Origin of the sequence: Natronolimnohabitans sp. A-GB9 (assembly GCF_030848565.1) — an archaeon.
In the GTDB taxonomy this organism is placed as follows: Archaea; Halobacteriota; Halobacteria; order Halobacteriales; family Natrialbaceae; genus Natronolimnohabitans.
Genome location: NZ_JAVDDV010000021.1, coordinates 19975 through 42729, shown reverse-complemented (window position 1 = coordinate 42729; position 22755 = coordinate 19975). Strand labels below are relative to the sequence as shown.

The following is a 22755-nucleotide window of genomic DNA, read 5'->3' as shown; positions in this document are numbered from 1 at the left end:
ATCGCGGCGCTGAGCGACGATTTTCGTTTTTGATGTGTTGTTCCCTCGAGTCGTAACGCCGGTTCTTCGCCTGTAGATCGTACGGACCGAACACGACCCCTATTTCTTTCTCGCTACTGCCCCTACGTTGGGTATGGACCACGTTCTCGTCCCCATCGATGGCTCCGGACCGTCACGCGCTGCCTTCGAGCACGCCCTCGAGCGGTTCCCTGACGCCGACGTCACGCTGCTGTACGTCGTCGATCCGATGGTCGACTACAGCCGACGGCGGTCGTTTCCGGGGTATACGTCCGACGACGAGTTCACGACCGAACACGAGAAAGGCGAGGCCGTCCTCGAGTCGGCACTCGAATCGGCCCCGAGCGACCGGACCGTCGAGACCGCCCTCGAGGCCGGGCAGCCGGCGACAACGATCGTCTCCGTCGCCGACGATCACGACGTCGACGGGATCGTCATCGGCAGCCACGGGCGCGATCGGGCGGCACGATACCTGCTGGGAAGCGTCGCGGAGGCGGGCGTTCGTCGCGCCGGTGTGCCGGTAACGGTCGTTCGCGGTGTCGAAAATTAGGCGATCGCCACGACGGCCCACGCGAGACCGATCGCCGAAAGCGAGAGCACGAGGTTGCCGGCGGCGTTTGCGACGGCCAGAAAGCGGTCGCCACGTTCGTAGATCTGGATGGTCTCGACGGAGAACGACGAGAACGTCGTAAACGCACCACAGATACCGATTCCGACGAGTTGGAGCGTCGAACCGTCCGCACCGAGGAAGGTGAGCAGTCCGAAGACGAAACTACCGAGGACGTTAACGGTCAGTGTCGGCCACGGGAACCGCTCGCTCGAGAGCGTGAGATACACCCAGTGACGGAGGATCGCGCCGATCGCACCGCCGGTGCCGACGACGTGGGCGGGTTCGGGGTCGAACGTGAGCAGACCGACGACACTCGAGAGGGTCATGCCGTCTCACCTCCCGTGGCGGATGTGGTGCCGTCGCTGACGCGACGAGCGAGTTCGCGGCCGCCGAGGACGCCGAGAAACCCGATTCCGTAGTTGCCGGCGACGATAGCGACGAACGACAGCGGGCCGCCAGCCAACGCGCTCTGTACCGCAAACGTACTGTAGGTCGTCAGCGACGAGAGAAAGCCGGTCGTGAAGACGATCCGTGACTCTCGAGTGACGAGTCCCGTGTAGTCGGCCTCGTAAACGAAAAAGCCGAGAACGAGACTGCCGAGGACGTTGACGAGGAAGACAGCCCCGACGTCGGAGAACAGCCCGAGGGCGAAGTATCGGAGGTTCGCGCCGGCGAAGCCGCCGATGCCGATCAGTGCGAGCGTCTCGAGTCGGACGAGTGGGTGGTCGGTTGCCATAGCTGACTGGTAAACAGGGACCGTCAGCCGCCCACGAGGTCGCGCGAGCGCGGCGGTTGGGTCGGGCGGGCCCCATCGCCCGGTTACCGCGGGATTCTCACACCGAATCCATGAGCGTTCCGGTCGTCGACGCGCTGTAGTAATACTGTCGAACAGCACGAGTCACCACCGTCCCACGACGTCGAGCCCGTGCGGTGTCTGGCCGACAGAGGAAGGAAAAGACCCAAGTTTAGACTCTCTCTAAACGAGGGTATGGTCGACCGCGACGGGAGGACCGGATTCGCGCGGGCAGCGTGGGTGAACGTCCTCGGCAACGCCGCAAAGATCGTCGTCGAGGGCGCTGCGGGCCTGGCCTTCGGCAGCGTCGCCTTGCTCGCGGACGCGGCCCACTCCGTCGCGGACTTGATCTCGAGCATCGTCGTTCTCGTCTGGGGGAAGACTGCCTACGACGAACCCGACGACACCCACCCGCACGGCCACGACCGGATCGAACCCCTGACGGCGCTGTTCGTCGGGGCCGTCCTCGCCGTGCTCGGGCTGTCGCTGCTGTACGAGTCCGTCCAGGGGCTGCTCGTCCTCGATCCACCCGCGGCGAACCCCCTCTTGCTCGCGGCGCTGGCGTTTGCAATGGTCGATATGTATCTCGTCTATCGCTACACCGAGTACGTCAATGCCGACCTCGGCTCGACCGCACTCGAGGCGCTCGCGGTCGACTGCCTAAACGACATCTACACGACGATTGCCGCCGCCGTCGGTATTGTCGGCGTGTTGCTCGGTCAGCCCTTGCTCGATCCGATCGCCGGCGCACTGGTGAGCCTGCTGGTCGTCTACCAGGGCGTCGAGATCAGCCGCGAGAACGTCGACTATCTCATCGGCGCCGCCGCCACGCCCGAACAGCGTGCGGAGATCACCGAGGCCCTGCGTGACCACCCCGAAGTCCAGGGCGTCCACGATCTGACCGTCTTCTACGACGGACCCGTCCTCGAGGTCGAAGTCCACGTCGAGGTCGACGGCGAGCTCCCGTTCCGGCGGGCCCACGACGTCGAGTCCGAACTGGTCGATCGGCTGCGCAACGTCGAGGACGTCGGCGACGCTCACGTCCATCTCGATCCGTCGGGAATCGGCGAGTGGAAAGACTGCGTCGACGAGTGATACATCGGGACAGCAGTCCGTATGATCGTCCACCGATCAGGTGTCGACCGACCGACGATTCGACCGCGAAGCCAGCTTTTATCTCGTCCGCTGACGGGATACCGGTATGGGACCTGACATCGGTGACGTCTTCGAGGTAACGGCGGGTGACTGTACGGACTGTTACTGTCTCGATACGGGAATGTACGATACTGAGGAGTACGGGGCTGCCTACATCCTCGACGACGAGCGCCCTGCCGTCGTCGAAACGGGCATCGGCACCAACTACGAGCTAATCCTCGAGGCCCTCGACGAACTCGGTATCGAGCGCGAGGAACTCGCCGTCATCGCCGTCACGCACATCCACCTCGACCACGCGGGCGGTGCCGGCTTCCTCGCCGAGGCGTGTCCGAACGCCGATGTCTACGTTCCCGCGTCCGGCTCGAGTCTGCTCGTCGATCCCGAACGACTCGTCGAGGGGACGAAAGCTGCCGTCGGCAAGCAGTGGGAGTATTACACCGAGCCGAAGCCACTGTCCGAGGAGCGGATCGTCGAGCTCGAGGACGGCGACGTCATCGACCTCGGCGACCACGAACTGCGCGTTCACGCAGCGCCGGGGCATGCTTTCCACCAGGTCGTCTTCGAGGATCCCACGAACGACGCGGTCTTCGTCGGCGACGCCGCGGGGATCTGGGTGCCCGAGGTCGAGACGATCCGACCGACCTCGCCGCCTTCCGACTTCGACCTCGAGCAGTGTCTCGAGGACGTCGAGGCCCTCAAAGCGATCGATCCCGACGTCTTTCTCTATACGCACTTCGGACCGCGTGCGGTCGGTGACGACGCCGACGCCGCACTCGAGGCGTACACGGCCACCCTCCAGGAGTGGGTCGACGCCGTCGAGTCGAAACGCGCGGAACTCGAGGACGACGAGGCCGTCATGGAGTACTTCGCCGATACGGCCGAACTAGCCGACGTCTGGGGCGAGCGAAAGGCCAGTGCCGAGGCAGTGTTGAACACGCGGGGCGTACTCGGCTACCTCGATCAGCGAGAGTAATACTGCCGGACAGCAGTCAGTAACACGTCGGTCGCGAACTCGCAGCCGTCACCCGTTGGGACGGCCGCAGTCGCACGACCGATCGGTGAATCGTTCTGTCCGGCAGTATACCACGATCTGCCATACCGAGTTCTCGGCGCAATCGGTGGCCGGGTCGAGCGTGTATCCTTTCAATCCGAAAACTCTCGTAGAGTTTTTCCTAACCTCTCGAGAGAGTGGTTACTGGCGTCTCTATCGGGATTTCCCGTTCTCTACCCCCTCGCTGACGGTACGAACTGCAGTTTCAATACGTTTTATCGCACGGGAGGTGTTATCACGCGTATATGGACTGGCTGGAGGCCGAACGAGAGTACGAGGACGAGGTGATCGGGGAGACGACGCTCGGACGACTGTTCGAAGCGTCCGTCGAACGGAACGCCAACCGTCCAGCCCAACGGTACAAAGGCGGCGTCTACGACCGGGCGCTGACCGATTCTGTGTTACCGTCCGCAGCACCCGGCGACTTTCGCCCGATCTCGTACCTCGAGATGCGCGACATCGTTCGAACGCTCTCGACGGGCTTTCACGAGCTCGGCATCGAACACGGGGATCGCGTCGGGATCTTCGCCAACACCCGCATGGAGTGGGCCCAGTGTGACTTCGCCTTGCTCGCCGCCGGCGCCGTCGTTACGACGGTCTATACGAGCTCCTCGCCGAGCCAGGTCGAGTACCTGCTCGACGATCCCGATGCCTCGGCCGTCGTCGTCGAGAACGACGATCTCCTCGAACGGGTCCTCGAGGTCGAGGACGAACTCGACCTCGAGTTCATCGTCTCGATGGACGAACTCGAGGGGTACGACGACCGCGACGATATCTACACGCTAGACGAGGTCTACGACCGCGGCGAGGACGTCTTCGATCTCGAGGCCTACGAGGCGCGACTCGACGCGGTCGAACGCGACGATCTTGCGAGTCTGATCTACACGAGCGGAACGACGGGCCGGCCCAAGGGCGTCCAGCTCACCCACTGGAACTTTCGGTCGAACGTCAACGGAATCCGGCGACGGTTCGCACCGCGGGCGGACAAACCCGAGGGGACGCCGGCCCTCGACGAGGAGACACAGACGGTGTCGTATCTGCCGCTGGCTCACGTCTTCGAGCGGACCGCCGGCCACTTCGTGATGTTCGCAAGTGGCGCCTGCGTCGCGTACGCGGAGACGCCGGACACGCTCAAGGAGGACTTCGCTGCCGTCCAGCCGACGGCCGCGACCAGCGTCCCGCGGGTCTACGAGAAGATCTACGACACGATCCGCGAGCAAGCGAGCGAATCCGACGCGAAACGGCGGATATTCGAGTGGGCGACCGACGTCGGCGTCGAGTACCAGCGGACCGACTCGCCCGGACCGGCTCTGAAGGCAAAGCAGGCACTGGCCGACAAACTGGTCTTCTCGACGGTTCGCGAGGCGCTGGGCGGCGAGATCGAACTGCTGATCAGTGGCGGCGGAAGTCTCTCGCCGGAGCTCTGTCGTCTCTATCACGCGATGGGGCTGCCGATCCACGAGGGGTACGGCCTCACCGAGACCGCCCCGGTCGTCACGGTCAATCCGCCCGAGGACGTCAAGATCGGCACTATCGGCCCGCCGCTGGTCGGCGTCGACGTCGAGATCGACGAGACCGTCGGCGACAGAGACACCTTCGGGGACGACCCTGGCGAGGTCGGCGAACTGCTCGTCAGGGGACCGAACGTCACCGACGGCTACTGGAACCGGCCGGGCGCGACCCAAGGGGCCTTTACCGAAACCGTCCCCGGAAGCGAGACGACCGAGGAGCCAAACGACGAATCCGACGGAAAGTGGTTCCGCACCGGCGACATCGTCCACCACCGGCCCGACGGCTACCTCGAGTTCCGCGATCGTGTGAAACAGATCATCGTTCTCTCGACGGGCAAGAACGTCGCGCCTGGCCCACTAGAGGACGCTTTCGCCGCGAGCGAGGTCATCGAGCAGGCGATGGTCACCGGTGACGGCGAGAAGTTCGTCGGCGCCTTGCTCGTTCCCAACACCGATCACATCCGCGAGTGGGCCGAGGAGGAGGGGATCGACCTCCCCGACGATCCACAGGCGATGGTCGACGACGAGCGCGTCCGTGAGTACGTCCAGCAAGAGGTCGACCGGGTCAACGAGGACTTCGAGAAACACGAGCGGATCAAGCGGTTCGAACTCGTCCCGCGGGAGTTCACCGAGGAAAACGAGATGCTGACCCCGACGATGAAGAAGAAACGCCGGGTGATCTTAGACGAGTTCGAGGACCGTGTCGACCGGATGTACGCAGACGCGTAGCTCGGACGACGGTGTCTCCGACACGGGCTGGTGTAACGAGTCGCCGTCGGCGGCGTTACTCCTCGTCGCTCGAGGACCGACTCGAGAAGGAGGTGGGTTGTTCCTCGCCTTCGAGGACGTTCTCGAGGAGGTCCCCGCTCTCGACGGTCTTCTCGATCGGGTCCTCGAGGAGCGATTCGACCGGATCCGGTTCGGGATCGTCGAGGCGGTCCAGCATCGTCGGTCGCCAGTTGGGTCGCCGTCCAGTTGATCGTTACGCCGCCGGTCTATCGGGACTCGCTCGTCGACGGATTCCGCCCATCCACAAGAGATATATCGCCCTTCGAAAGTCCTCAGATATGGTCTGTCCCCGCTGGCAGTACGCCCCGACGACTGCCGATGCCCTCTTCCCCGGAACGACCGTTCGCTACTACTACCGAACCGGTAACTCGCTTGCAACCGTCGTCGAACGCACCGAGCGATTCGTGACGTTCGTCGGCGAGGAGTGTGACGGTCGGTTCACCCACGACCAGATCGACCGCCTGATCGAGGACGACCGCCTCGAGGTCGTCCTCGACGCCGAAACTCACCTCCCGGACGAGGACGTGCCGGAACTGAACCTCTCGGACTAGCGCTCGTCGCTCGCCGCGTTCACAATCGCCGCCGTCGCGAACGCGGTCACGATACCGGGGGGTTCGGACGACGCCGACGTACGGATCGACGATCCAGGCTCACGAACGTCGGCCACGGAGGCGGATACCGACGACCACGATGCTGGCGAGACGGTGGCGACGAACGCCGCTGTCCTGTCCTTCCGGTAATCAACACTGAACAGTAACGCTGATAACAGAAACCGGTATCATTTTGCTCCCGCGTAAGCCACTACGTCGCATGAAACACGTACGAGGACCGCTGTGTTCGGTCGACGTCGGAGAACGGACCGTCGAAACGGAGGCGATCGACGACGTGCTCGAGTCGTTCCTCGGCGGCCGGGCACTGGGGACGAAACTCGCCCACGATCGGGTTCCTTTCGATGCCGATCCGCTGGGACCCGAGAATCGACTCTACTTCGCGACGGGGCCGCTCCAACATTCGACGATGAGCTTTACCGGCCGGATGTCTGCGACCGGCGTCTCACCGTTGACAGACGGGCTGCTCTCCTCTAACGCCGGCGGCTTCCTCTCGCGGAACTTCACCGGAACCGGGTACAGCGCCGTCGAGATCACCGGCGCGAGCGACGAACTGGTCATCGTCCACGTCACCGACGAGGGCGTCGAGTTCGAGCCGGTGCCGGACCTCGAGTCGGCGACCGTCCCCGAGACCTGCGAGTACATCGCGGACGAACACGGGCTCGAATCCGAGCATACGGTCGTCATCGGACCCGGTGGAGAGAATCAGGTCCGCTTTGCCTCGATCATGACCTCCGAAGAGCGTGCCTTTGGCCGCGGCGGACTGGGAGCCGTCCTCGGCTCGAAAAACGTCAAGGCGATCACCTTCGACGGCGACTCGACCCACGAGGTCGAGATCCCGCCGCTCCAGATGGAGATCCACGGCGAGGCTGCCCAGTCGGATCACATCATGAAACGTCAGGGGACCTCGTCGATGACCGAGTACGCAAACGAAGTCGAAGCGTTGCCGACGCGGTACTTCGCCGAACTGTCCTTCGAGGGTGCCGAGGGGATCAGCGGCGACCGAGTCGAGGAGAAAAAATACGAGAAAGGCACCTGCTCGGCGTGTGCCTTCGCCTGCAAACTACCGACCAGAGACGAGGCGTCGGGCCTCGAGACCGAAGGCCCCGAGTACGAGACGGTGATGGCCTTCGGTTCGAACTCGGGCGTCGACGATATCGTCGACGTGATGAAATCGAACAAGCTCTGTGACGAGTACGGCCTGGACACGATCTCGGCGGGCGACGTCGTCGCGGCCTACCTCGCGAGCGAAGACGAGTTCGGCAACACCGACCTGATCCACGACCTCGTCGAGAAGATCGCCTACCGCGAGGGCGTCGGCGACACGCTCGCTGAGGGGGTCGACCGCGTCCACGACGAACTCGGCGTCGACAACTGGACGGTCAAAGGCATGGAGTTCCCCGCCCACGACGGTCGCGCGCTCAACGGCCAGGGGCTGGCCTTCGCTACGTCGAACCGCGGCGCCGACCACATGTACGCCGAGTTCTACCCCTACGAGTACCCGCTGGTCGACGCCGACGACGCCTTCGACAAGAACGGACTCGAGGGGAAACCGCCGAAGATCATCGAACTCGAGAACGTAAACGCGATCAAAGACAGCGCCGTCCTCTGTAAGTTCTCGCGGGACTTCGTGACCCCAGACCGTCTGGAGAAACTGCTCGACGCCGACTACGAGGAGCTACAGGAACTGGGCGCGATGGTCGTCTCGCTCGAACGGCACTTCAACAACCAGCGCGGCTTCGACCGTGACGACGACGCCGTCCCCTACGAGATCCCGGACTTCGAGGACGGACTCGAGGAGTACTACGCCGAACGCGGCTGGAACGACGACGGGACGGTGCCGGAAGCGACGCTCGAGGATCCGGACGTCGGCGTCACGCCGGCCGACGACTGAGACGGACTGCTGTAACGCGTTACCGCTGTCTGCTTCTCACTCGGCCGTCGTCCCCACCGCTCGAGACACCGTCGCTCCGGCCCAGAGCCACGTCGTCCCGATCGTCGCGAGGAGTGCCCCGGCGATCGCGACCGTAAGCCACATCGCCCGTTCGATGCCATACAGCTCCGCGAGGACGCCGACGATGACGGGCGCGATCGCGATTCCGGCGTAGGTCGCGCCGGTTGTCAGGGCGTTGAGGGGGCCGCTATACTCCGGCGCAGCGTCGACCGCGTATGCCGAGAGCGTCGGGAAGCCACAGGAGAGCCCCGCACCGGCGACGAAGACGGCGAGAAACAGCGCGGGGCCGGTGACGCCGGAGAACGCCACTGCGAGTGCTGGAATCGTCGGCACGGTCGCGACGAACAACAACACGAGATAGGGAACGCGACCGACGAGGACCGTATAGCCGGCCCGGGCGGGAACGTAGGCCAGCAGGTACGCTGACAACAGGAGGTTGGCTGTCGTCGTCTCGTAGAACCCGCTTGCATAGTAGGCCAACCACGTAAAGAGGATCCCTTCAACGGCGCCTGTGAGGAGGATCCCTACTGACGCGCCGACGACGGCCGGCTGCTGGATCAGTTCGCCGAACGCGTCGCTCGAGAGTGACCGCTCGGCCGACATCGACGGAAGCTCGGTCCGGGCCGCTGCGAGAGCCGTCGGGAGGAACAGCAACGCGATCACGACGAAAACCGCCCGCCAGTCGGCGACGGCGAGCACTACGTTGACGAGTTGCGGTCCAACGACGGCGCCGACGGCCCACGTGAGGGCGTAGGCGTTGAACACCCGCCCTCGCCGGGTCGTGAACAGGTGACTCAACACGGCCCGATCGAGGCCGCGAAAGGCGCCCGCGGCGGCACCCTGTGCAACCAGCGCGAGCAGGAAGAGAACGTACAGCGGCGCACTCGCCATCAGGACGAGCGCGACGCAGACGCCGCCGACGGCGAGCAGCAGCGTCCGACGGAACCGTAGTCGACCCGCGAGCAGTCCGGTTGCGACCGCGGCGACGACGAAGCCGACCGTCCCGGCCGGTGCGATCAGCCCCAGCGCGGCTTCGGAGACTCCGAAACTCGCCTCGAGACTGGTGAGGATCGGTCCCCTGGCCTGCATCGCGACCGCGTCGGCGAAGACGAAGCAGAAGATCGCCGCCGTCCAGATCCGTACCCGGTTCATAGCTGGCCTGACCGCTTCTAGGCCAAAACGCTACTCATGTCAGTGTGACGTGCGGTTCGGTCACGGGGAGAGCGGGGTCGATCGGAATCGACTGCTGGCTCGAGCGTGTCTCCATTGGCGGCGACTCCCTCGATTTCGGTGAGCCGCGTTCGTCATACTGCCGGACAGCAGTCACTGAAGCGGGTTCGCCTGATGGAAGCGAAAATGCTCACACCCGTTCCGTCCGGCAGTAGCAGCGTCGGCATTGGCAGCTATGTCGCCGGCGTCACTTGCTCTCTACTCGCTGCGCCGGTTGCCCCACTCCTCGTCGTCCGTGCTGTCGGCGCCGCCCGTCCCATCCCAGTCCGCGTCGTCGGGATCCGGTCGGTCGTCGCCACGAGAACGGACCGGCGCATCGTCGGCCCGCGAGGGATGGATGTTGAAGTTGTGGCCTTTGTAGGGGTCCTCGTCGGGATCGTAGTCGAGTTCGCTGCGCTCGAAGATGTAGATGAAAAAGCCGATCAGCGGGATCAGAAAGACGATCGCGACCCACTTCGAGCGCGGCTCGAGCCCGACCCGCGGTGCGTCGTAGTAGGCAAACGCCGTGAGGCCGAGGTGCCAGGCCAGCGGAATGCCGATGATCGCCGCCAACAGGAGGTTGCTCATACCAGTTTCGACGGGCTCGAGCTATCTAAAGATCCGGTGATGTCGGGTTGTATAGCAGTGTTCTGGTTCGCGTCTCGAAACGATCGTCCGTCGGTGTCACGCTCGAGAAAGCGTGAATCGGCGGCCGAATCTCGCCGTCCGTCTCATACGGTCTCCTGTACGTCATTGTCGGCGCAACCGCGACCTGGGCGGCGGTTGCGCCGGTAGACCGTTACAGCAATCCGTCTCAGTTGACTTCGAACTCGATCGCCGCACCTTGACCGAAGCCGACACACAGCGTCGCGAGTCCGCGGCCGCCGCCACGCTTCCTGAGTTCGTGGATCAGGGTGACGGGGAGGCGTGCGCCCGAGGCGCCAAGCGGGTGTCCGATGGCGATGGCACCGCCGTTGACGTTGAAGATCTCGGGATCGATCCCGAGTTCGTCACGTGAGTAGATCGACTGGCTGGCGAAGGCCTCGTTGAGTTCGACCAGATCGTAATCGTCGATGTCGCGCCCGTTGCGCTCGAGCAGGCCACGCGTCGCGGGTACCGGACCGATCCCCATGACGGTCGGGTCGACGCCGGCGACGTTGTTCGTGCCGACCTCGGCCAGGATCTCGAGGTCGTGTTCTTTCGCGAACGCCTCGCTGGTGACGAGCAGTGCGGAGGCGCCATCGGAGATCTGGGAGGCGTTGCCGGGCGTGACGGAGCCATCGGACTTGAAGACGGTCGGTAGTTCGGCGAGCTTCTCGGCGGAGGTGCCGGGTCGGAGCCCCTCGTCTTCCTCGACCGTTCCGTCGTCGGTCTCGATCGGGACGATTTCGTCGTCGAAACGACCCGCTTCGGTGGCCTCGACAGCGCGTTGCTGGCTCTGGGCGGCGTACTCGTCCTGTTTCTCGCGGCTGATGTCGTACTCCTCGGCGACCTTCTCGGCGGTCATCCCCATCTGGAGTTCGCCGATGTTGTACAGTTCGGCCATCCGTGGGTGGACGTTGTGGGTGTTTTCGCCCATCTGGACGCGGGTCATGCTCTCGACACCGCCGGCGATGATGGCGTCGCGGTTGCCCGCAGCGATGGCGTCGGATGCGGAGATCACCGACTGCATCGAGGAGGCACACCAGCGATTGATCGTCGTCGCGGGGACGCCTTCACCGAGATCGGAGAGCAAGGCGATAACGCGGGCGAGGTTGTTCCCCTGTTCGCCCCGTTGCTGGGCACAGCCCCACATCAGATCGTCGATTTCGTCGCCGGAGAGGCCGGTTTCGGCGAGGATCTCGTCGATCAACGGCACCGAGAGATCTTCGCTGCGAAGGTCGGCGAACACGCCGTCTTCTTTCCCCTGCGGGGTCCGTACCGCCTCGACTACGACTGGCGTCTGTGACATGTATTACCGAACATCCCTCACGAACTTAAACCCGACAGAACTCACAGGAATGCACGGGGAGTTTACCGACGTCGGAACAGCGGCTGTCGGGACACTCGAGAACAATCCTTATCTCGGGTTGCTGGTAATACGCGGCCATGGATGAGGACGGACTGAACGCCTCCCGGTTCGAGGCCGACGAGGAGTCCCCTGCTGACGTGACCAGCGACGACGGCGAGGATGGTGCCGATGGAACCGACGACGGACCGATGCCCGACGTTCCGGACCCCGAACCCCAGGAACGTGACGTCCCCGAGGACGTCCAGAAGTACGCCCGCTTCAAGAAGATGGACGGCGCCCAGTACGATCGCGTCAACGACTTCCTGCGGGAGCGAACCTATATCACCGCCCGCGAGTGGGCTATCGCCCGCCTCTGTTCGGATTTCCGGACCGAGACCGGCGTCGAGATGACCAAGATCGGCGAGAACTTACCCGAACTCGTCCCCTTCATGACCGACACCTACACTCCGCAGGCGGTCAACCAGGCCCGAGCCTCCTTCGAAGAGAAGGTCCGAAAGGCGGGGGCGACCTTCCTCTACGGCGCGATGTGTGACTTCTTTACTGCCGAGGAACTCGACGACGTGATGTACGAGTCGACCGAGGTCGCCAAGTTCTTACTCGAGGTCGAGGGCGTCGACCTCTCCGTCGAGGAGGAACTCGAGGCCGAGGAACGGATCTCGAGTGTGATGCGCGAAGTTCGCGAGGCCAGCGAAGAACTCCGAGAACGGGAGGAGACCGAGGAGTGACACTGCTGTCCGGCAGTACACCAACCGTGGTGGCTATCGACCGACGGATAAGAGAACGCCTGTGGACTGTTGTTCGAGCGCGAACGGTTCGTCTACATCGGTAGGCGACACGTTCCCGTGGCGCAGTCGCCGGTTCTCGCTCGATTCGGTGCTGTCTCCTGTCGGCCGTTTCGATCGCGTCCGTTCGAGTGGCTGTGTACGGACTCGAGCGTCGGGTCGCGGGTAGCGCCCTCACTACCACGGTCCCACGATAGACAACTGTATACCGTCTGACGTGATTTTGCTCGTTAGTCTTTGTAGCAGATTCGATACAATTACCCATTGGCATAAAACAACGAGTCGGATGGTTACGAACACGACCGATGCGGAGAACCGAACTGACGATACCGACGACGGACGCGAACCGACCGCGAGATCGACCGACGGTGTGTCCAGACGGCGCACCCTCCAGATGGGCGGCCTCTTCGCCGGCGGGAGCGTGCTCGGGATAGCCGGGCTCGGAGCCGACACTGCGACGGCGACCTGTGACAGACCGGACGATATCGTCCACCTCGAGTACGACGACTACGAGGACTGGGACGACGTCTACCGACGATCGAACGGTGATAGCGCCAACTTGTCGCTCGTCTCCAGTCCAACGCGTTCCGGCGAAACCGCACTACAGATGCGGATCCGAGAGGACGACCATTGGGGTGTGAGTACACACTACGACTTCGATGACGGGCTGTTCGAACTCACTGGACGTGTCCACTTCGCGCTCGATACAAGTTGGACGATGGACGGCCGAACGGAGGCCAACTGCCGGCTCTGGAACTGCGCAATCTCGAGGGGGACCGGCAGTGCCGGCGGCGACGACACCGACGGCACTAACGGCTGGAGCAATCGGCTGTACGTTACAAGCCGCGGTACTGATCCTGACGGGCCGTTTCACCTCCTCTCGAACACGTACCACATGGACCATCCTGGCTGGGGTGACCTGGATTACCTCCTCGAGGACGAGGCGTACGCGCTCGGAGCACCCGAGATCGAACCGGGCGTCTGGTACGAGTTCGAGTACTACGTGTGCGTAAACACGATCACTGACGGCGAGGCGAACCACGACGGTATCGTCCGCTACTGGCTCGACGGCGAGCCGATCTACGACCGTGCGGACTTCCGGTTTACGACCGACCACGGGGACAACATCATCGACACGAACGGGCCCGTCGGCCACTACGGCGGCCGATACACCGCCCCTCGAAACCTCTATGCCTACTACGACGACCACTCGATGGCACTCAACGGGACGTTCGAGTTCGATTCGTGCTGACCGGGAGCGGACTGCGCCTCGCCCTCGTGATCGCTTTCATCCGGACTGCTGTCCCGATGTCCCGCCGATCGCCAGGACGGGGGCGGCGATCGGCGGGCAGTGACGACAGGAGACCGTATCAGCCCTCGAGGTCGTCGGCCTCGAGGAACAGCGACGGATCGTCGTGTGAGAAGGTCAGCCAGTTCTCGGGGCCGTCGCCGGCCGACTCGGGAATCACGTGTGCCAGGAGCTCTCCCCCTTCGAGAGCCGTCTCGAAGACCGACCGCGACGCCTCGACGTCGTAGGTTAGCGGGACGAACACGGCGGTCTCCGTCTCCTCGTCGCGCTCGACTGCGAGTGCGATTCGGCGGTCAGTCTCGTTTTCGGGCGGTCGGTAGTAGACGTCGGCTGCGGTGATCGTCACGTCGCCGTCTTCGATCAGCGCGGCGACGAGGTCGTACTCATCGTCGGAGACACGGACGTCGAAGCCGATTCGTGTCTCGTCGTCGACCGGCACGACGCGCTCGGGTTCGAGGACGACCGCGTCCCAGCCGTCGTCGCGGTACTCCTCGGCGATAGCCGTCGCGTCCTCGAGGAGTTCGTCCCACTGGTCGTCCGCAGGCGCTGTCGTCATCGATATCCCTCCGCGATCGGTCTCGCTCGAACGCTCATACTCGACCGGGTCGGTCCGGAGCGGAAAAACGTTACCCCCTCATTCCGTTCTCGACTCGCCGACGGATTCGACCGTCACGTTCGCCCGGTGGCCAACGAGGGCGTCCTCGAGCGCTGATCGGACGTCAGGTGGCGATACCGTCCCGTCCGCGTTCGCGTCCGCGACGGTGCCGACCGACTCGGGATCGAACGGTACCGCGAGCGCGCCGTAGACGTCCTCGAGGACGGCCGCGAGCGGGTCCCGATTCGCGACGAGAACGGTGCCGGCGACGACGGCGGCATCCTGGCGAACGCGTTGGGCGATGCCGACGATCTTGCGCAGCCCACCGTCCGCAGCCGTGACCGACAGCGAGTGTGCGCCCGGACAGAACGAGTCGTCGGGTTCGCCGCGGACGGGCTCGAGACCGCTTTCGAGTGTGGTGAGTGCCCGTTCGACGGCGGCCGTCGCACGTTCGTATCGCTCGTCGGTCCCCCGTCGGAAGTCGGTAACCGGTTCGGCACGAGCAAAGGCCAGTGTCGTCTCGCCGTCGTAGGCGACCGCCCGTCCCCCGACATCGCGCTCGACCGAGGGGAATCCGCCGTCGCGTGCGAGCTCTCGAGCACGGTCGTACCCCTCGAGTTGCCGGTCGCGTCGGCCGAAGGCGATCTGGCGATGTGGCGTCCAGACCCGAACCGCACACTCGCCATCGGCGGCGATCGAGAGCAGTCGCCGGCTGATCTCGCGATCGGCCTCGATCGTGGCTCTACGGCCCCGAAGAATTCGCATCGGTTCGGCGTTCGTCTCGACGGACCTAAACGTTCTCGCCGCCCAGTCGGAGCCGACGACCGATGGCCGTGACAGTTCCGGAGTCGATGCTGGCCGAGTACGAGCGCTTTTCGTTGTACAACTCGCCGTATCCGGCCCACGACGAGGGTTGTGCGATCGATTGCTATCCCGGGACGTTACGGGATGGGCGGACGACTGCCGCCCCGAGTCCCGTCTCGGGAACCGTCCTCGAGACCAGGACCGTCACGGCGCCGCCGAAACCCTACGCACCCGAACACGACTATCTGATCCTCCTCGAGTGCGACGGCCCGGCCGAGCTCGAGGGGTTGACGGCCCGCGTCCTTCACGTCGACCCCGCGGTCGAGCCAGGACAGCACGTCGAGCGTGGCGAGTCGCTCGGAACGCTCGTCCGCGCCGGCTTCTTCGCTCCCTGGGTCGACAACCACCTCCACGTCGGCTTCCGACGGCCCGACCAGAACCCCCACCGCGCGTCGGGATCGCTGCGACTCGAGGTGGGCGTCGACGTTCGTCCGCTCGAGTGGGACGGCACCGGCAGGGTCGTCGCGACCGGCGACACCTACGCCGTCCTCGACGAACCGACACATCCTGACCCCGACGAGACGTTCGTTGGCGTCCGAGCCGACGATGGCGGCGTGGTAGACGGCGGGCTCCCCCACTACGACGGTGGCGGTCGACACGGCGTCGACACGGACGGTCCCGTCTCACTGAACGACGACCGTCTCGGCGTCGCTTGCGGACGGACGATCACCTGGGACGACGTCGTCGTCACGGCCAACGGCGAGTCGATCACCGGACTCTCGCTGTTTTGCGCTCGAGACGCCGACTTCGGCGCGAAGCTGATCTGTCCGGACCGGACGTTCGACGTCGGTGAGCGAGTCCGGGTGCGGGTTCGACCCGCTCACTCCTGAAGCGTTTCTCCGTCTACGACACGCCCCCAGAAAAGCGGCGTCTCGGTCGGCCGATCCCGGATGTAAAACAGGAACGGTCGGTCGACGCTCATCTCGACCCGCTCTACCGGTTCGGCGGCTTCGTCTTCCATCACGACCGCGGTCGCGGCCGCTGCCTCGGTCCCTTCCTCGTCGACCTCCACGAAGCTCTGGTGGACGACGTCGTCGATGAACACCTCCTCGTCGTCGCCTTCCATCCCGCCGAAGTCGGAACGCTCGTCGAAGGCTCGTTCCATGCCCAGCTCCGCCAGCGGTTCGACGAGGCTGAACTGCGACTCGATACCGAACCGGGGAAACGCGAGTTCGACCTCGAGGACGTCGGCTGCCTCGAGCATGGTCGCCAGTCGGTCGACCGTCAGCGACGCCTCGAAGGATTCGAACTCGCCCTCGGCAGGCAGGAGGACGACCATGCTCGTCTGGCCGTTGGCGTAGGGGAGTTCGACGAACTGGTGGCCGTCGACGTCGGCGTATCGCAGTTCCCTGGTCTGGTGCATCGTCTCGACGTCGGTCTCGGTCCCGTCGAGACTCGTAAACGGCGTCGGTTCGGTAGCGTCGGGATTGAACTCGTGTTCCCAGGCCGCCAGGAAGTAGACGGCGTTCGTAAGGACGAGTCGGGTTGCCTCGTCGACCGAGCCGGCCGGCAGCAGGTCCTCGATTCGGTCGTTCGTCTGCGTTTCGACCCACTCGTTGATCTCCTCGCGGGCCCCCTCCGGATCGCCCTCGAAGTCGACGAGGCGCTCGCCGGCCCCGTAGTAGGTCTCGAGCAAGTCGACGTAGCCGTCGTCGAACGGGTAGTTCTCGTCGCCCCAGATCGCGTTCGCACTCGCCAACTGGAACGCGGGACCGTCTTCCTCCTCCCCCTCCCTCTCGCCCTCGTCGCCGTTGCCGTTGCCGTCGTCCGCCGGGACAGGGCGATCGACGTCCGCGCCGTCCTCGTTTCGCTGCTCGAACTCCGCTTCGAGCGCGCCGAACGCCGCGTGCAGCGTCTCGTCTTCGAGGACGTACTCCATCGCGTCGCCCATCTCGTCGGCCGTCTCGCCGCGGGCACCGGCGTAGGTCATCGCCAGCGCGACGGAGACGCTGTACGGCGAGAAAAACAGGTTCTCGCCGGGACCGTCCTCGCGTAGTTGGGCGAGCAACGCGAGCGAGACGGCGACGTTGCCACGTATCTGTTCGGCGAGGGCGTCGACGTCGACGTCGGGCTCGGTGACGAACTCGAGTGCCGGGAAGTCGGCTGTTTCGTCGTCGTCGTCGAACGTGTCCGTGTCGGCAGCGCCAGCGCGACCGATCATGCCGGCGAGAACGGCGCCGGTCAGCGAAAGCGTGGTCCTCCTGTCGAATATCATGCTCCCATGGCCCACCCGCAGGTGAAAAACGCTTTGCGGGGCGAGCGACGGGAAACGGAGCCGTAAAGAGCGTCGGCCTGTGATCGCCTCTCATGGCAGAAGATCTGCAGACGATGCTCGAGCAGTTCGACGATCTCGAAGGAATGGTTCAACACTACATCGACAACCACCAGGAGTTTCTCTCGTGGATCGGCACACAGGTCGACGACGTCGGCGCGGGGACGATGACGCTCTCGATCCCCTACGACGAGAAACTGACCAACACGCGGCCCGGGGCTACGGAGGACGAGCGGGCGGATATCCACGGCGGGATCGCCGCGACGCTGATCGACACGGCCGGCGGACTCGCGCTCCGGACGGAGATGGACGATGCGTTTACGGCCCGGGTCGCGACGATTAACTTGAACGTCAACTACCTCCGGCCGGCGACGGGTAACCTATCGGCGACGGCCGACGTGGTTCGGGTCGGCGGGAGCGTCGGCGTCAGTGAGGTGACCGTCGAGAGTACGACGCCGGACGGCGAGACCACGGAAGTAGCGACCGGACAGGCCGCCTATCGGATCTTTCGGCCGTAATACTGTCGGACCGATTCGTGTCTGTTCAGCCCGAGTTCTCGTCGACTGTCGCCGCGGCCGATCGCTCTCGAGTCCGTCGCTGGGCGACCCACACCCGCCCGTAGAGGAGACACCCGATCGCCGCGACGAGGAGGAAGTAGGCGTAGATCGCCGCCTCGACGTAGTAGGGGACCGTCTCGAGCATCGAGTGGCTGTCAGTCGTTCAATCCGATACACCCTCGCCTGTACTGAGACAGTCTTCTTGATCGCAGGGCGATCACGAACTCGAGACCATCCGGTATCGCAGTCCGAGATAGAGCATGATGACACCGAACGTGACCGCAAACAGCGGTGAGTCGTCCATGACCGCGTAGACGAGCGCACCCGCGTTCAGCAGGATACCGAGAACGTACATCGATCGCAGGCGACGCTCGTTCATTCGCAATCACCCGACTGCGTCGCAGTCGGTCCCTCGAGTCGATCCGACTGCCTGTGCCGACGGTGTTCCATACGCCGCTCTATGGGCGGACCCGTTGAAAACACTCGTGTTTGATACTGTCGGACAGCAGTCAGTGAGCCGTCGGTCGCGAACTCGGGGCCGTCACCCGCGGGACGGCCGCAGTCGCGCGACCGATCGTCGACTCGTGCTGTCCAACAGTATGAGTGTCGGTCACGACTCGCGTATCGTCCGGATCCGTCGTCGGCCGCGACACGACCGCGAGCCGTCTGTGGTCGTCCAGGGACCTGTCCGGCAGTATATCATACTACCGGACAACAGTCACTACACACCCGATCGCGTCTCGAGTGCGAGCGGTGTGTGCATCGTGTTGTCCGGAAGTATCAGCCGTCGTCGAACGCGAACTCGTCGCTGGTGGCGACCTCACCGAACAGCCAGTCGGCGTGCTCGAGTGCGTACTCGTGGTGATCCTCCTCGATGTAGCCGATACAGTCCTCGACCAGGATCGGGCGGAAGTCCCGCAGCCCGGCGCTGCCCGCACTGTGGAGGACGCAGACGTTCGCAAGCGTTCCACAAAACAGCAGGTCCTTGATGCCGTGTGCGTGCAGCCACCCCTCGAGTTCGGTCTTCTGGAAGGCGTCGTAGGTGTGTTTCTCGACGACGTGATCGGCGTCCTCGACGGGGAGTTCGTCGACGACTTCGGCCTCCCACGACCCCTCGAGGACGTGTTCGCCCCACTGGTCGAACTCGTCGTAGTAGTAGGCGTCCTCGAACTGTTCCGGAGGGTGGACGTCGCGAGTGTAGACGATCGACGCGCCGGCTTCGGCGGCCCGCTCCTGGAGAGCTACGATCGGCTCGATGACCTCCTCGCTGCCCGGTGCGTACAGCGAGCCGTCGGGATGGCAGAAGCCGTTTTGCATGTCGACGACCACGACCGCCGTGGTGGCTGGCTCGAGGCGCATATCTATGTCAACCTACGGAGGCGACGACAAAAACGTTCGCGCCTGACCCCGACCCGGATCGGTCCGACCAGCGACCTTTTCACACTCGCCTCCGTACGGGTCGCTATCCTTCGGATGACGCAGTCACAGACGCGGACGCGAATATTCGCCGCGCTCGTCGTGGCCGCGACGGTCGTCCTGGTCGTGATCGCGGCCAGCGGTGTGGCGCCCCCGCTGTTTTCGGATGACAGGCCCGCCGAGCCGACGACCGAGGACACCGTCGGCTACGTCGAGGGCTACTGGCACGACGACGAACTCGCGGTCGACGACGGCGACGATGCCACACTCGAGGACGACGACCTCGAGTCGGTCGTCTACCGGTCGATGGCCCGCGTCGAGGAGATCCGCGGGTTGACCTTCGAGGAGGAGGTTCCTGTCGACGTGATCTCCCGCGAGGAGTTCCAGGCGGACCACGACGACGTGTTCGTCTCGCTGAGCGACGATCAGCAGCTCAAACAGAACGTCGCCTACGAGGCGCTGTTTATGGTCGATAGCGAGACCGACGCGAGCGACGAACTCGAGTCGATGTACGGCGGGACGGTGTTAGGCTACTACGAGCCGACGGCCGATCGAATCGTCCTCGTCTCGGACGACCCCGACGAGCCCGACGTCGACGAGGTCGTCCTCGGCCACGAACTGACCCATGCCCTGCAGGATCAACACTTCGATCTGACTCGATTCGATGGTGGGACGATCGATCGGGAAACGGCCGAGACCGGTCTCATCGAGGGCGACGCCGTTTGGGTCGACACCGAGTACGACGAGCGCTGTGGTGAGGAGTGGTCCTGCCTTCCCGACCCAGAGTCACCCGGCGAGCAGCAAGCCGATCTCAACTGGGGGCTCTATCTGACGCTGTACCATCCCTACAGCGACGGCCCGTCCTACGTCGATCAGTTACGCGAGAGCGGCGACGGCTGGGACGTAGTCGATGCAGCCTACGACGACCCGCCAGAAAGCTCCTCGACGATCATCCACCACGAGGCACGCGAGCCGGTCGCCGTCGACGTCCCGGACCGCTCGAGCGACGCCTGGGAACCCCTCGAGATCGACGGCGAAGTCGTGACGGAGCGAGTCGGCGAGGCGGCGATGGTCGGAATGTTCGGCGGCGACCCGCTCGATCCGACGACCGAGTCGGTCATCGACGACGAGGCGCTGCTCGCCGACGACAGCTCCGACTACGACTACGATCAGCCGTACACGAACGACTGGGCCGGCGACGAACTGGTCACCTACGTCGACGCGGACGCCGGCACGAACGCGACGGCCGACGAGACCGGCTACGTCTGGGAGACCGAGTGGCGATCGACCGAGGGTGCCCAGGAGTTTGCCACCGGCTACCTCGAGTTGCTCGAACTCCACGACGCCGAGGCCGTCGACGACCGCCAGGACACCTACGTGATCGACGACGAGTTCCCCGGCGCCTACTACCTCGAGCACGACGGGGAGACGATGACGATCGTCCACGCGCCGTCGGTCGACGATCTCGACGCGATCGCATCGGGGGCCGCCCCCGACGGCGAGGATACCGTCGAGCAAGTCGACGTCGCCGCGGACGACGACAGTGACTCGCTGTCCGGCTTTGCCGTCCCCGGAACCGTCGTCACACTCGGCGTCGCGGTGATCGCCGTTCGACGTCGGGCCCGACCAGTTCCCGAACGGGCCGAACCGACGCGAGTGTCGACGGTCGACGCCGCATCACCGCTCGGTCACACGACTGGTCCCGACGCGTCCGCCGGCAGTTCCGACCCTGGACGCGTCCGAACGACGCCTCTTTGATCACGCACTCGAAACCCGGAGTCGATGCAACGGAGCCGGCTCGCGCTGTTCGCGCTCGTCGTTCTCGTCGCCCTTTCGGGGTGTACGCTCCCCAGTTCGCCGGATCAGTTCGATACCGATCGCGAGTTCGGTTACGTCGCCGACTACGCCCACGACGACCGCTTCGAGTTCGACGACGAGGAGACGCTCACCGAGGACCAACTCGAGGACGTCAAGTACCGCTCGATGGCCCGAATCGAGGTCGTTCGCGAACTGAAGTTCGAACACGACGTCGAACTCGAGGTGATCACCAGAGACGAGTACCGCAGCGAGCGCGGCGAGCCAGTCCCGGCGTCGCCGTTCGTGAACGAACTCTGGCGTGGCGCGTTCGTCGTCGACGGCGAGACGGACGTCAACCGGGCGATGGATGATCTCTACGGCGCCGGCGTCCAGGGCTACTACGCGAACGATCGGATCGTCATCATCACCGACGACGCCGACGAGATCCGGATCGACCGCTCGACGTTGGTTCACGAGCTGGTCCACGCACTCCAGGACCAACACTTCGGCATCGACAGTCGAGGCGAGACGGTCGACGAACGCCGCGCCGAACTCGGACTGCTCGAGGGCGACGCCGACTACGTACCACACCTGTACGACGAGCGCTGTGGCGAGGAGTGGCAGTGTCTCGCCGAGAACGCGCTTCCGGCGACCACCGATTCGGGCGCCGGCGAGCTCAACCTCGGACTGATGCTCTCGATCTACGCGCCGTACTCCGAGGGGCCGCCGTTCGTCGCCGACCTCCGGGAACGCGGCGGCTGGGACGCCGTCGATGCGGCCTACGACGACTATCCGAAAAGCACCAGCCAGCTGATCCATCCCGATCGCTATCCGGACGATCGACCGGCCGACGTCGACGTTCCGGATCGCTCGAGCGACGACTGGGAACCGATCACTCGCGACGGCGAGGTGCGTACGGAGACCGTCGGCGAGGCGACGCTGTTTGCCTCGTTGTGGGCAAACGGCGTCGTCGACCGGCCACTCACCGATGGTGGGACCGAACTGTCGCCGTACAACTACTCCCATCCGGCGACCGACGGCTGGGCCGGCGACACGTTCCAGGCCTACCACGACACCGACGACGAGGAGCGGACCGGCCACGTCTGGAAACTCGCCTGGGAGACCGAGGCCGATGCCGAGCGCTTTGCCGACGCGTACCGTGACCTCCTCGAGGCCCGGGAGGCTGAGTCGGTCGACGACGCGGCGGCCACGTACCGGATCTCCGACGGCGACCCCTTCGAGGGCGCCTACCGGGTGACCGTCTCCGGCGACACCGTCGAGATCGTCGGCGCACCGACGGTCGACGACCTCGAGGGGATCCACGGGTCGACCGCACCCGCAAACGAGACCGACGCCCCGTTACACGCAGGACTCTCGGTCTCCCTGCCTGGGGCGCCAGCCCGCCCGTTCGGCCCGAGTCGGGCGGCAGCGACCGCGTCCGCAGACGGGTAGCT

At 64.8% G+C, this 22755-nt stretch carries 24 protein-coding genes and 1 riboswitch; of the genes, 12 read left to right on the top strand and 12 right to left on the bottom strand.

Annotated elements, in window-relative coordinates; genetic code table 11:
• Positions 1-133 precede the first annotated feature (133 nt).
• Positions 134-568, top strand: a complete 435-nt coding sequence (locus tag RBH26_RS18030; protein WP_306759770.1) for a universal stress protein — start codon at positions 134-136, stop codon at positions 566-568.
• Here RBH26_RS18030 and RBH26_RS18025 read toward each other — a convergent pair.
• Positions 565-954: a CrcB family protein gene (locus tag RBH26_RS18025; protein ID WP_306759769.1), complete on the bottom strand. Its 390-nt coding sequence runs from the start codon at positions 952-954 to the stop codon at positions 565-567. The genes RBH26_RS18030 and RBH26_RS18025 overlap by 4 nt on opposite strands.
• Positions 951-1364: a CrcB family protein gene (locus RBH26_RS18020; RefSeq protein ID WP_306759768.1), complete on the bottom strand. Its 414-nt coding sequence runs from the start codon at positions 1362-1364 to the stop codon at positions 951-953. Before RBH26_RS18020 ends, RBH26_RS18025 begins: the two co-directional genes overlap by 4 nt.
• A 7-nt stretch (positions 1365-1371) precedes the next feature.
• Positions 1372-1453, bottom strand: a riboswitch (Fluoride riboswitch).
• Between the two features lie 163 nt (positions 1454-1616).
• Here RBH26_RS18020 and RBH26_RS18015 point away from each other — a divergent pair.
• The 3 genes from RBH26_RS18015 to RBH26_RS18005 all read left to right on the top strand — a co-directional run bounded on the left by RBH26_RS18015 (position 1617) and on the right by RBH26_RS18005 (position 5867).
• Entirely contained in the window at positions 1617-2516 is a 900-nt protein-coding gene (locus tag RBH26_RS18015) for a cation diffusion facilitator family transporter (RefSeq protein ID WP_306759767.1), read from the top strand.
• A gap of 106 nt (positions 2517-2622) precedes the next feature.
• Entirely contained in the window at positions 2623-3549 is a 927-nt protein-coding gene (locus RBH26_RS18010; protein WP_306759766.1) for an MBL fold metallo-hydrolase, read from the top strand.
• 323 nt (positions 3550-3872) lie between these two features.
• Positions 3873-5867: a long-chain fatty acid--CoA ligase gene (locus RBH26_RS18005; RefSeq protein ID WP_306759765.1), complete on the top strand. Its 1995-nt coding sequence runs from the start codon at positions 3873-3875 to the stop codon at positions 5865-5867.
• A 55-nt stretch (positions 5868-5922) separates the two neighbouring features.
• On the opposite strand, the gene RBH26_RS18000 is transcribed toward RBH26_RS18005, so the two are convergent.
• Complete coding sequence (locus RBH26_RS18000) at positions 5923-6084, bottom strand: hypothetical protein (protein WP_306759764.1); 162 nt, start codon at positions 6082-6084, stop codon at positions 5923-5925.
• 121 nt (positions 6085-6205) lie between these two features.
• On the opposite strand from RBH26_RS18000, the gene RBH26_RS17995 reads away from it, so the two are divergent.
• The gene (locus RBH26_RS17995; protein WP_306759763.1) at positions 6206-6478 is read left to right on the top strand and encodes a hypothetical protein; all 273 of its coding nucleotides are present in this window, start codon (positions 6206-6208) and stop codon (positions 6476-6478) included.
• 259 nt (positions 6479-6737) lie between these two features.
• Complete coding sequence (locus tag RBH26_RS17990; RefSeq protein WP_306759762.1) at positions 6738-8429, top strand: aldehyde ferredoxin oxidoreductase C-terminal domain-containing protein; 1692 nt, start codon at positions 6738-6740, stop codon at positions 8427-8429.
• A 36-nt stretch (positions 8430-8465) separates the two neighbouring features.
• Here RBH26_RS17990 and RBH26_RS17985 read toward each other — a convergent pair whose 3' ends face one another.
• From RBH26_RS17985 to RBH26_RS17975, 3 genes are all read right to left on the bottom strand, one after another.
• Positions 8466-9641, bottom strand: a complete 1176-nt coding sequence (locus RBH26_RS17985) for an MFS transporter (protein WP_306759761.1) — start codon at positions 9639-9641, stop codon at positions 8466-8468.
• A gap of 276 nt (positions 9642-9917) precedes the next feature.
• Positions 9918-10286 carry a hypothetical protein gene (locus RBH26_RS17980; protein ID WP_306759760.1) on the bottom strand — a complete coding sequence of 123 codons (369 nt, stop codon included), beginning with the start codon at positions 10284-10286 and terminating at the stop codon, positions 9918-9920.
• A gap of 226 nt (positions 10287-10512) precedes the next feature.
• Positions 10513-11649 carry a thiolase family protein gene (locus RBH26_RS17975; RefSeq protein WP_306759759.1) on the bottom strand — a complete coding sequence of 379 codons (1137 nt, stop codon included), beginning with the start codon at positions 11647-11649 and terminating at the stop codon, positions 10513-10515.
• Positions 11650-11786: 137 nt separating this feature from the next.
• Here RBH26_RS17975 and RBH26_RS17970 point away from each other — a divergent pair, with 137 nt between their 5' ends.
• Both RBH26_RS17970 and RBH26_RS17965 read left to right on the top strand, forming a co-directional pair.
• A complete protein-coding gene (locus RBH26_RS17970) occupies positions 11787-12434 on the top strand; it encodes a DUF5806 family protein (RefSeq protein ID WP_306759758.1) in 648 nt (215 codons plus the stop codon).
• 343 nt (positions 12435-12777) lie between these two features.
• Positions 12778-13743 (top strand): hypothetical protein, encoded by a 966-nt coding sequence (locus tag RBH26_RS17965; protein ID WP_306759757.1) that lies wholly within the window; start codon positions 12778-12780, stop codon positions 13741-13743.
• Positions 13744-13861: 118 nt separating this feature from the next.
• Here RBH26_RS17965 and RBH26_RS17960 read toward each other — a convergent pair whose 3' ends face one another.
• Positions 13862-14356 carry a hypothetical protein gene (locus RBH26_RS17960; RefSeq protein WP_306759756.1) on the bottom strand — a complete coding sequence of 165 codons (495 nt, stop codon included), beginning with the start codon at positions 14354-14356 and terminating at the stop codon, positions 13862-13864.
• A gap of 78 nt (positions 14357-14434) precedes the next feature.
• Positions 14435-15160, bottom strand: coding sequence for a lipoate--protein ligase family protein (locus tag RBH26_RS17955; RefSeq protein WP_306759755.1), 726 nt, complete (start codon positions 15158-15160; stop codon positions 14435-14437).
• 62 nt (positions 15161-15222) lie between these two features.
• Between RBH26_RS17955 and RBH26_RS17950 the strand changes: the two genes are divergently transcribed.
• Entirely contained in the window at positions 15223-16089 is an 867-nt protein-coding gene (locus RBH26_RS17950; RefSeq protein WP_306759754.1) for a hypothetical protein, read from the top strand.
• Here RBH26_RS17950 and RBH26_RS17945 read toward each other — a convergent pair.
• A complete protein-coding gene (locus tag RBH26_RS17945; protein ID WP_306759753.1) occupies positions 16080-17474 on the bottom strand; it encodes a serpin family protein in 1395 nt (464 codons plus the stop codon). The two genes, RBH26_RS17950 and RBH26_RS17945, sit on opposite strands and share 10 nt — an antisense overlap.
• 92 nt (positions 17475-17566) lie before the next feature.
• Here RBH26_RS17945 and RBH26_RS17940 point away from each other — a divergent pair, with 92 nt between their 5' ends.
• Entirely contained in the window at positions 17567-18049 is a 483-nt protein-coding gene (locus tag RBH26_RS17940) for a PaaI family thioesterase (protein ID WP_306759752.1), read from the top strand.
• A gap of 25 nt (positions 18050-18074) precedes the next feature.
• On the opposite strand, the gene RBH26_RS17935 is transcribed toward RBH26_RS17940, so the two are convergent.
• From RBH26_RS17935 to RBH26_RS17925, 3 genes are all read right to left on the bottom strand, one after another.
• A complete protein-coding gene (locus RBH26_RS17935; protein WP_306759751.1) occupies positions 18075-18233 on the bottom strand; it encodes a hypothetical protein in 159 nt (52 codons plus the stop codon).
• A 72-nt stretch (positions 18234-18305) separates the two neighbouring features.
• Positions 18306-18467 carry a hypothetical protein gene (locus tag RBH26_RS17930; protein ID WP_306759750.1) on the bottom strand — a complete coding sequence of 54 codons (162 nt, stop codon included), beginning with the start codon at positions 18465-18467 and terminating at the stop codon, positions 18306-18308.
• Positions 18468-18868: 401 nt separating this feature from the next.
• Positions 18869-19447, bottom strand: a complete 579-nt coding sequence (locus tag RBH26_RS17925) for an isochorismatase family cysteine hydrolase (RefSeq protein WP_306759749.1) — start codon at positions 19445-19447, stop codon at positions 18869-18871.
• Positions 19448-19561: 114 nt separating this feature from the next.
• On the opposite strand from RBH26_RS17925, the gene RBH26_RS17920 reads away from it, so the two are divergent.
• Positions 19562-21262, top strand: coding sequence for an Hvo_1808 family surface protein (locus RBH26_RS17920; RefSeq protein WP_306759748.1), 1701 nt, complete (start codon positions 19562-19564; stop codon positions 21260-21262).
• Between the two features lie 24 nt (positions 21263-21286).
• Positions 21287-22753 carry an Hvo_1808 family surface protein gene (locus tag RBH26_RS17915; RefSeq protein WP_306759747.1) on the top strand — a complete coding sequence of 489 codons (1467 nt, stop codon included), beginning with the start codon at positions 21287-21289 and terminating at the stop codon, positions 22751-22753.
• The last annotated feature ends 2 nt before the right edge of the window (positions 22754-22755 follow it).

What these genes read in the sequence shown, in the direction of transcription:
- RBH26_RS18030 (WP_306759770.1), top strand. Translation starts at nt 134, where the DNA reads ATGGACCACGTTCTCGTCCCCATCGATGGCTCCGGACCGTCACGCGCT.
- RBH26_RS18025 (WP_306759769.1), bottom strand. Translation starts at nt 954, where the DNA reads ATGACCCTCTCGAGTGTCGTCGGTCTGCTCACGTTCGACCCCGAACCC.
- RBH26_RS18020 (WP_306759768.1), bottom strand. Translation starts at nt 1,364, where the DNA reads ATGGCAACCGACCACCCACTCGTCCGACTCGAGACGCTCGCACTGATC.
- RBH26_RS18015 (WP_306759767.1), top strand. Translation starts at nt 1,617, where the DNA reads ATGGTCGACCGCGACGGGAGGACCGGATTCGCGCGGGCAGCGTGGGTG.
- RBH26_RS18010 (WP_306759766.1), top strand. Translation starts at nt 2,623, where the DNA reads ATGGGACCTGACATCGGTGACGTCTTCGAGGTAACGGCGGGTGACTGT.
- RBH26_RS18005 (WP_306759765.1), top strand. Translation starts at nt 3,873, where the DNA reads ATGGACTGGCTGGAGGCCGAACGAGAGTACGAGGACGAGGTGATCGGG.
- RBH26_RS18000 (WP_306759764.1), bottom strand. Translation starts at nt 6,084, where the DNA reads ATGCTGGACCGCCTCGACGATCCCGAACCGGATCCGGTCGAATCGCTC.
- RBH26_RS17995 (WP_306759763.1), top strand. Translation starts at nt 6,206, where the DNA reads ATGGTCTGTCCCCGCTGGCAGTACGCCCCGACGACTGCCGATGCCCTC.
- RBH26_RS17990 (WP_306759762.1), top strand. Translation starts at nt 6,738, where the DNA reads ATGAAACACGTACGAGGACCGCTGTGTTCGGTCGACGTCGGAGAACGG.
- RBH26_RS17985 (WP_306759761.1), bottom strand. Translation starts at nt 9,641, where the DNA reads ATGAACCGGGTACGGATCTGGACGGCGGCGATCTTCTGCTTCGTCTTC.
- RBH26_RS17980 (WP_306759760.1), bottom strand. Translation starts at nt 10,286, where the DNA reads ATGAGCAACCTCCTGTTGGCGGCGATCATCGGCATTCCGCTGGCCTGG.
- RBH26_RS17975 (WP_306759759.1), bottom strand. Translation starts at nt 11,649, where the DNA reads ATGTCACAGACGCCAGTCGTAGTCGAGGCGGTACGGACCCCGCAGGGG.
- RBH26_RS17970 (WP_306759758.1), top strand. Translation starts at nt 11,787, where the DNA reads ATGGATGAGGACGGACTGAACGCCTCCCGGTTCGAGGCCGACGAGGAG.
- RBH26_RS17965 (WP_306759757.1), top strand. Translation starts at nt 12,778, where the DNA reads ATGGTTACGAACACGACCGATGCGGAGAACCGAACTGACGATACCGAC.
- RBH26_RS17960 (WP_306759756.1), bottom strand. Translation starts at nt 14,356, where the DNA reads ATGACGACAGCGCCTGCGGACGACCAGTGGGACGAACTCCTCGAGGAC.
- RBH26_RS17955 (WP_306759755.1), bottom strand. Translation starts at nt 15,160, where the DNA reads ATGCGAATTCTTCGGGGCCGTAGAGCCACGATCGAGGCCGATCGCGAG.
- RBH26_RS17950 (WP_306759754.1), top strand. Translation starts at nt 15,223, where the DNA reads ATGGCCGTGACAGTTCCGGAGTCGATGCTGGCCGAGTACGAGCGCTTT.
- RBH26_RS17945 (WP_306759753.1), bottom strand. Translation starts at nt 17,474, where the DNA reads ATGATATTCGACAGGAGGACCACGCTTTCGCTGACCGGCGCCGTTCTC.
- RBH26_RS17940 (WP_306759752.1), top strand. Translation starts at nt 17,567, where the DNA reads ATGGCAGAAGATCTGCAGACGATGCTCGAGCAGTTCGACGATCTCGAA.
- RBH26_RS17935 (WP_306759751.1), bottom strand. Translation starts at nt 18,233, where the DNA reads ATGCTCGAGACGGTCCCCTACTACGTCGAGGCGGCGATCTACGCCTAC.
- RBH26_RS17930 (WP_306759750.1), bottom strand. Translation starts at nt 18,467, where the DNA reads ATGAACGAGCGTCGCCTGCGATCGATGTACGTTCTCGGTATCCTGCTG.
- RBH26_RS17925 (WP_306759749.1), bottom strand. Translation starts at nt 19,447, where the DNA reads ATGCGCCTCGAGCCAGCCACCACGGCGGTCGTGGTCGTCGACATGCAA.
- RBH26_RS17920 (WP_306759748.1), top strand. Translation starts at nt 19,562, where the DNA reads ATGACGCAGTCACAGACGCGGACGCGAATATTCGCCGCGCTCGTCGTG.
- RBH26_RS17915 (WP_306759747.1), top strand. Translation starts at nt 21,287, where the DNA reads ATGCAACGGAGCCGGCTCGCGCTGTTCGCGCTCGTCGTTCTCGTCGCC.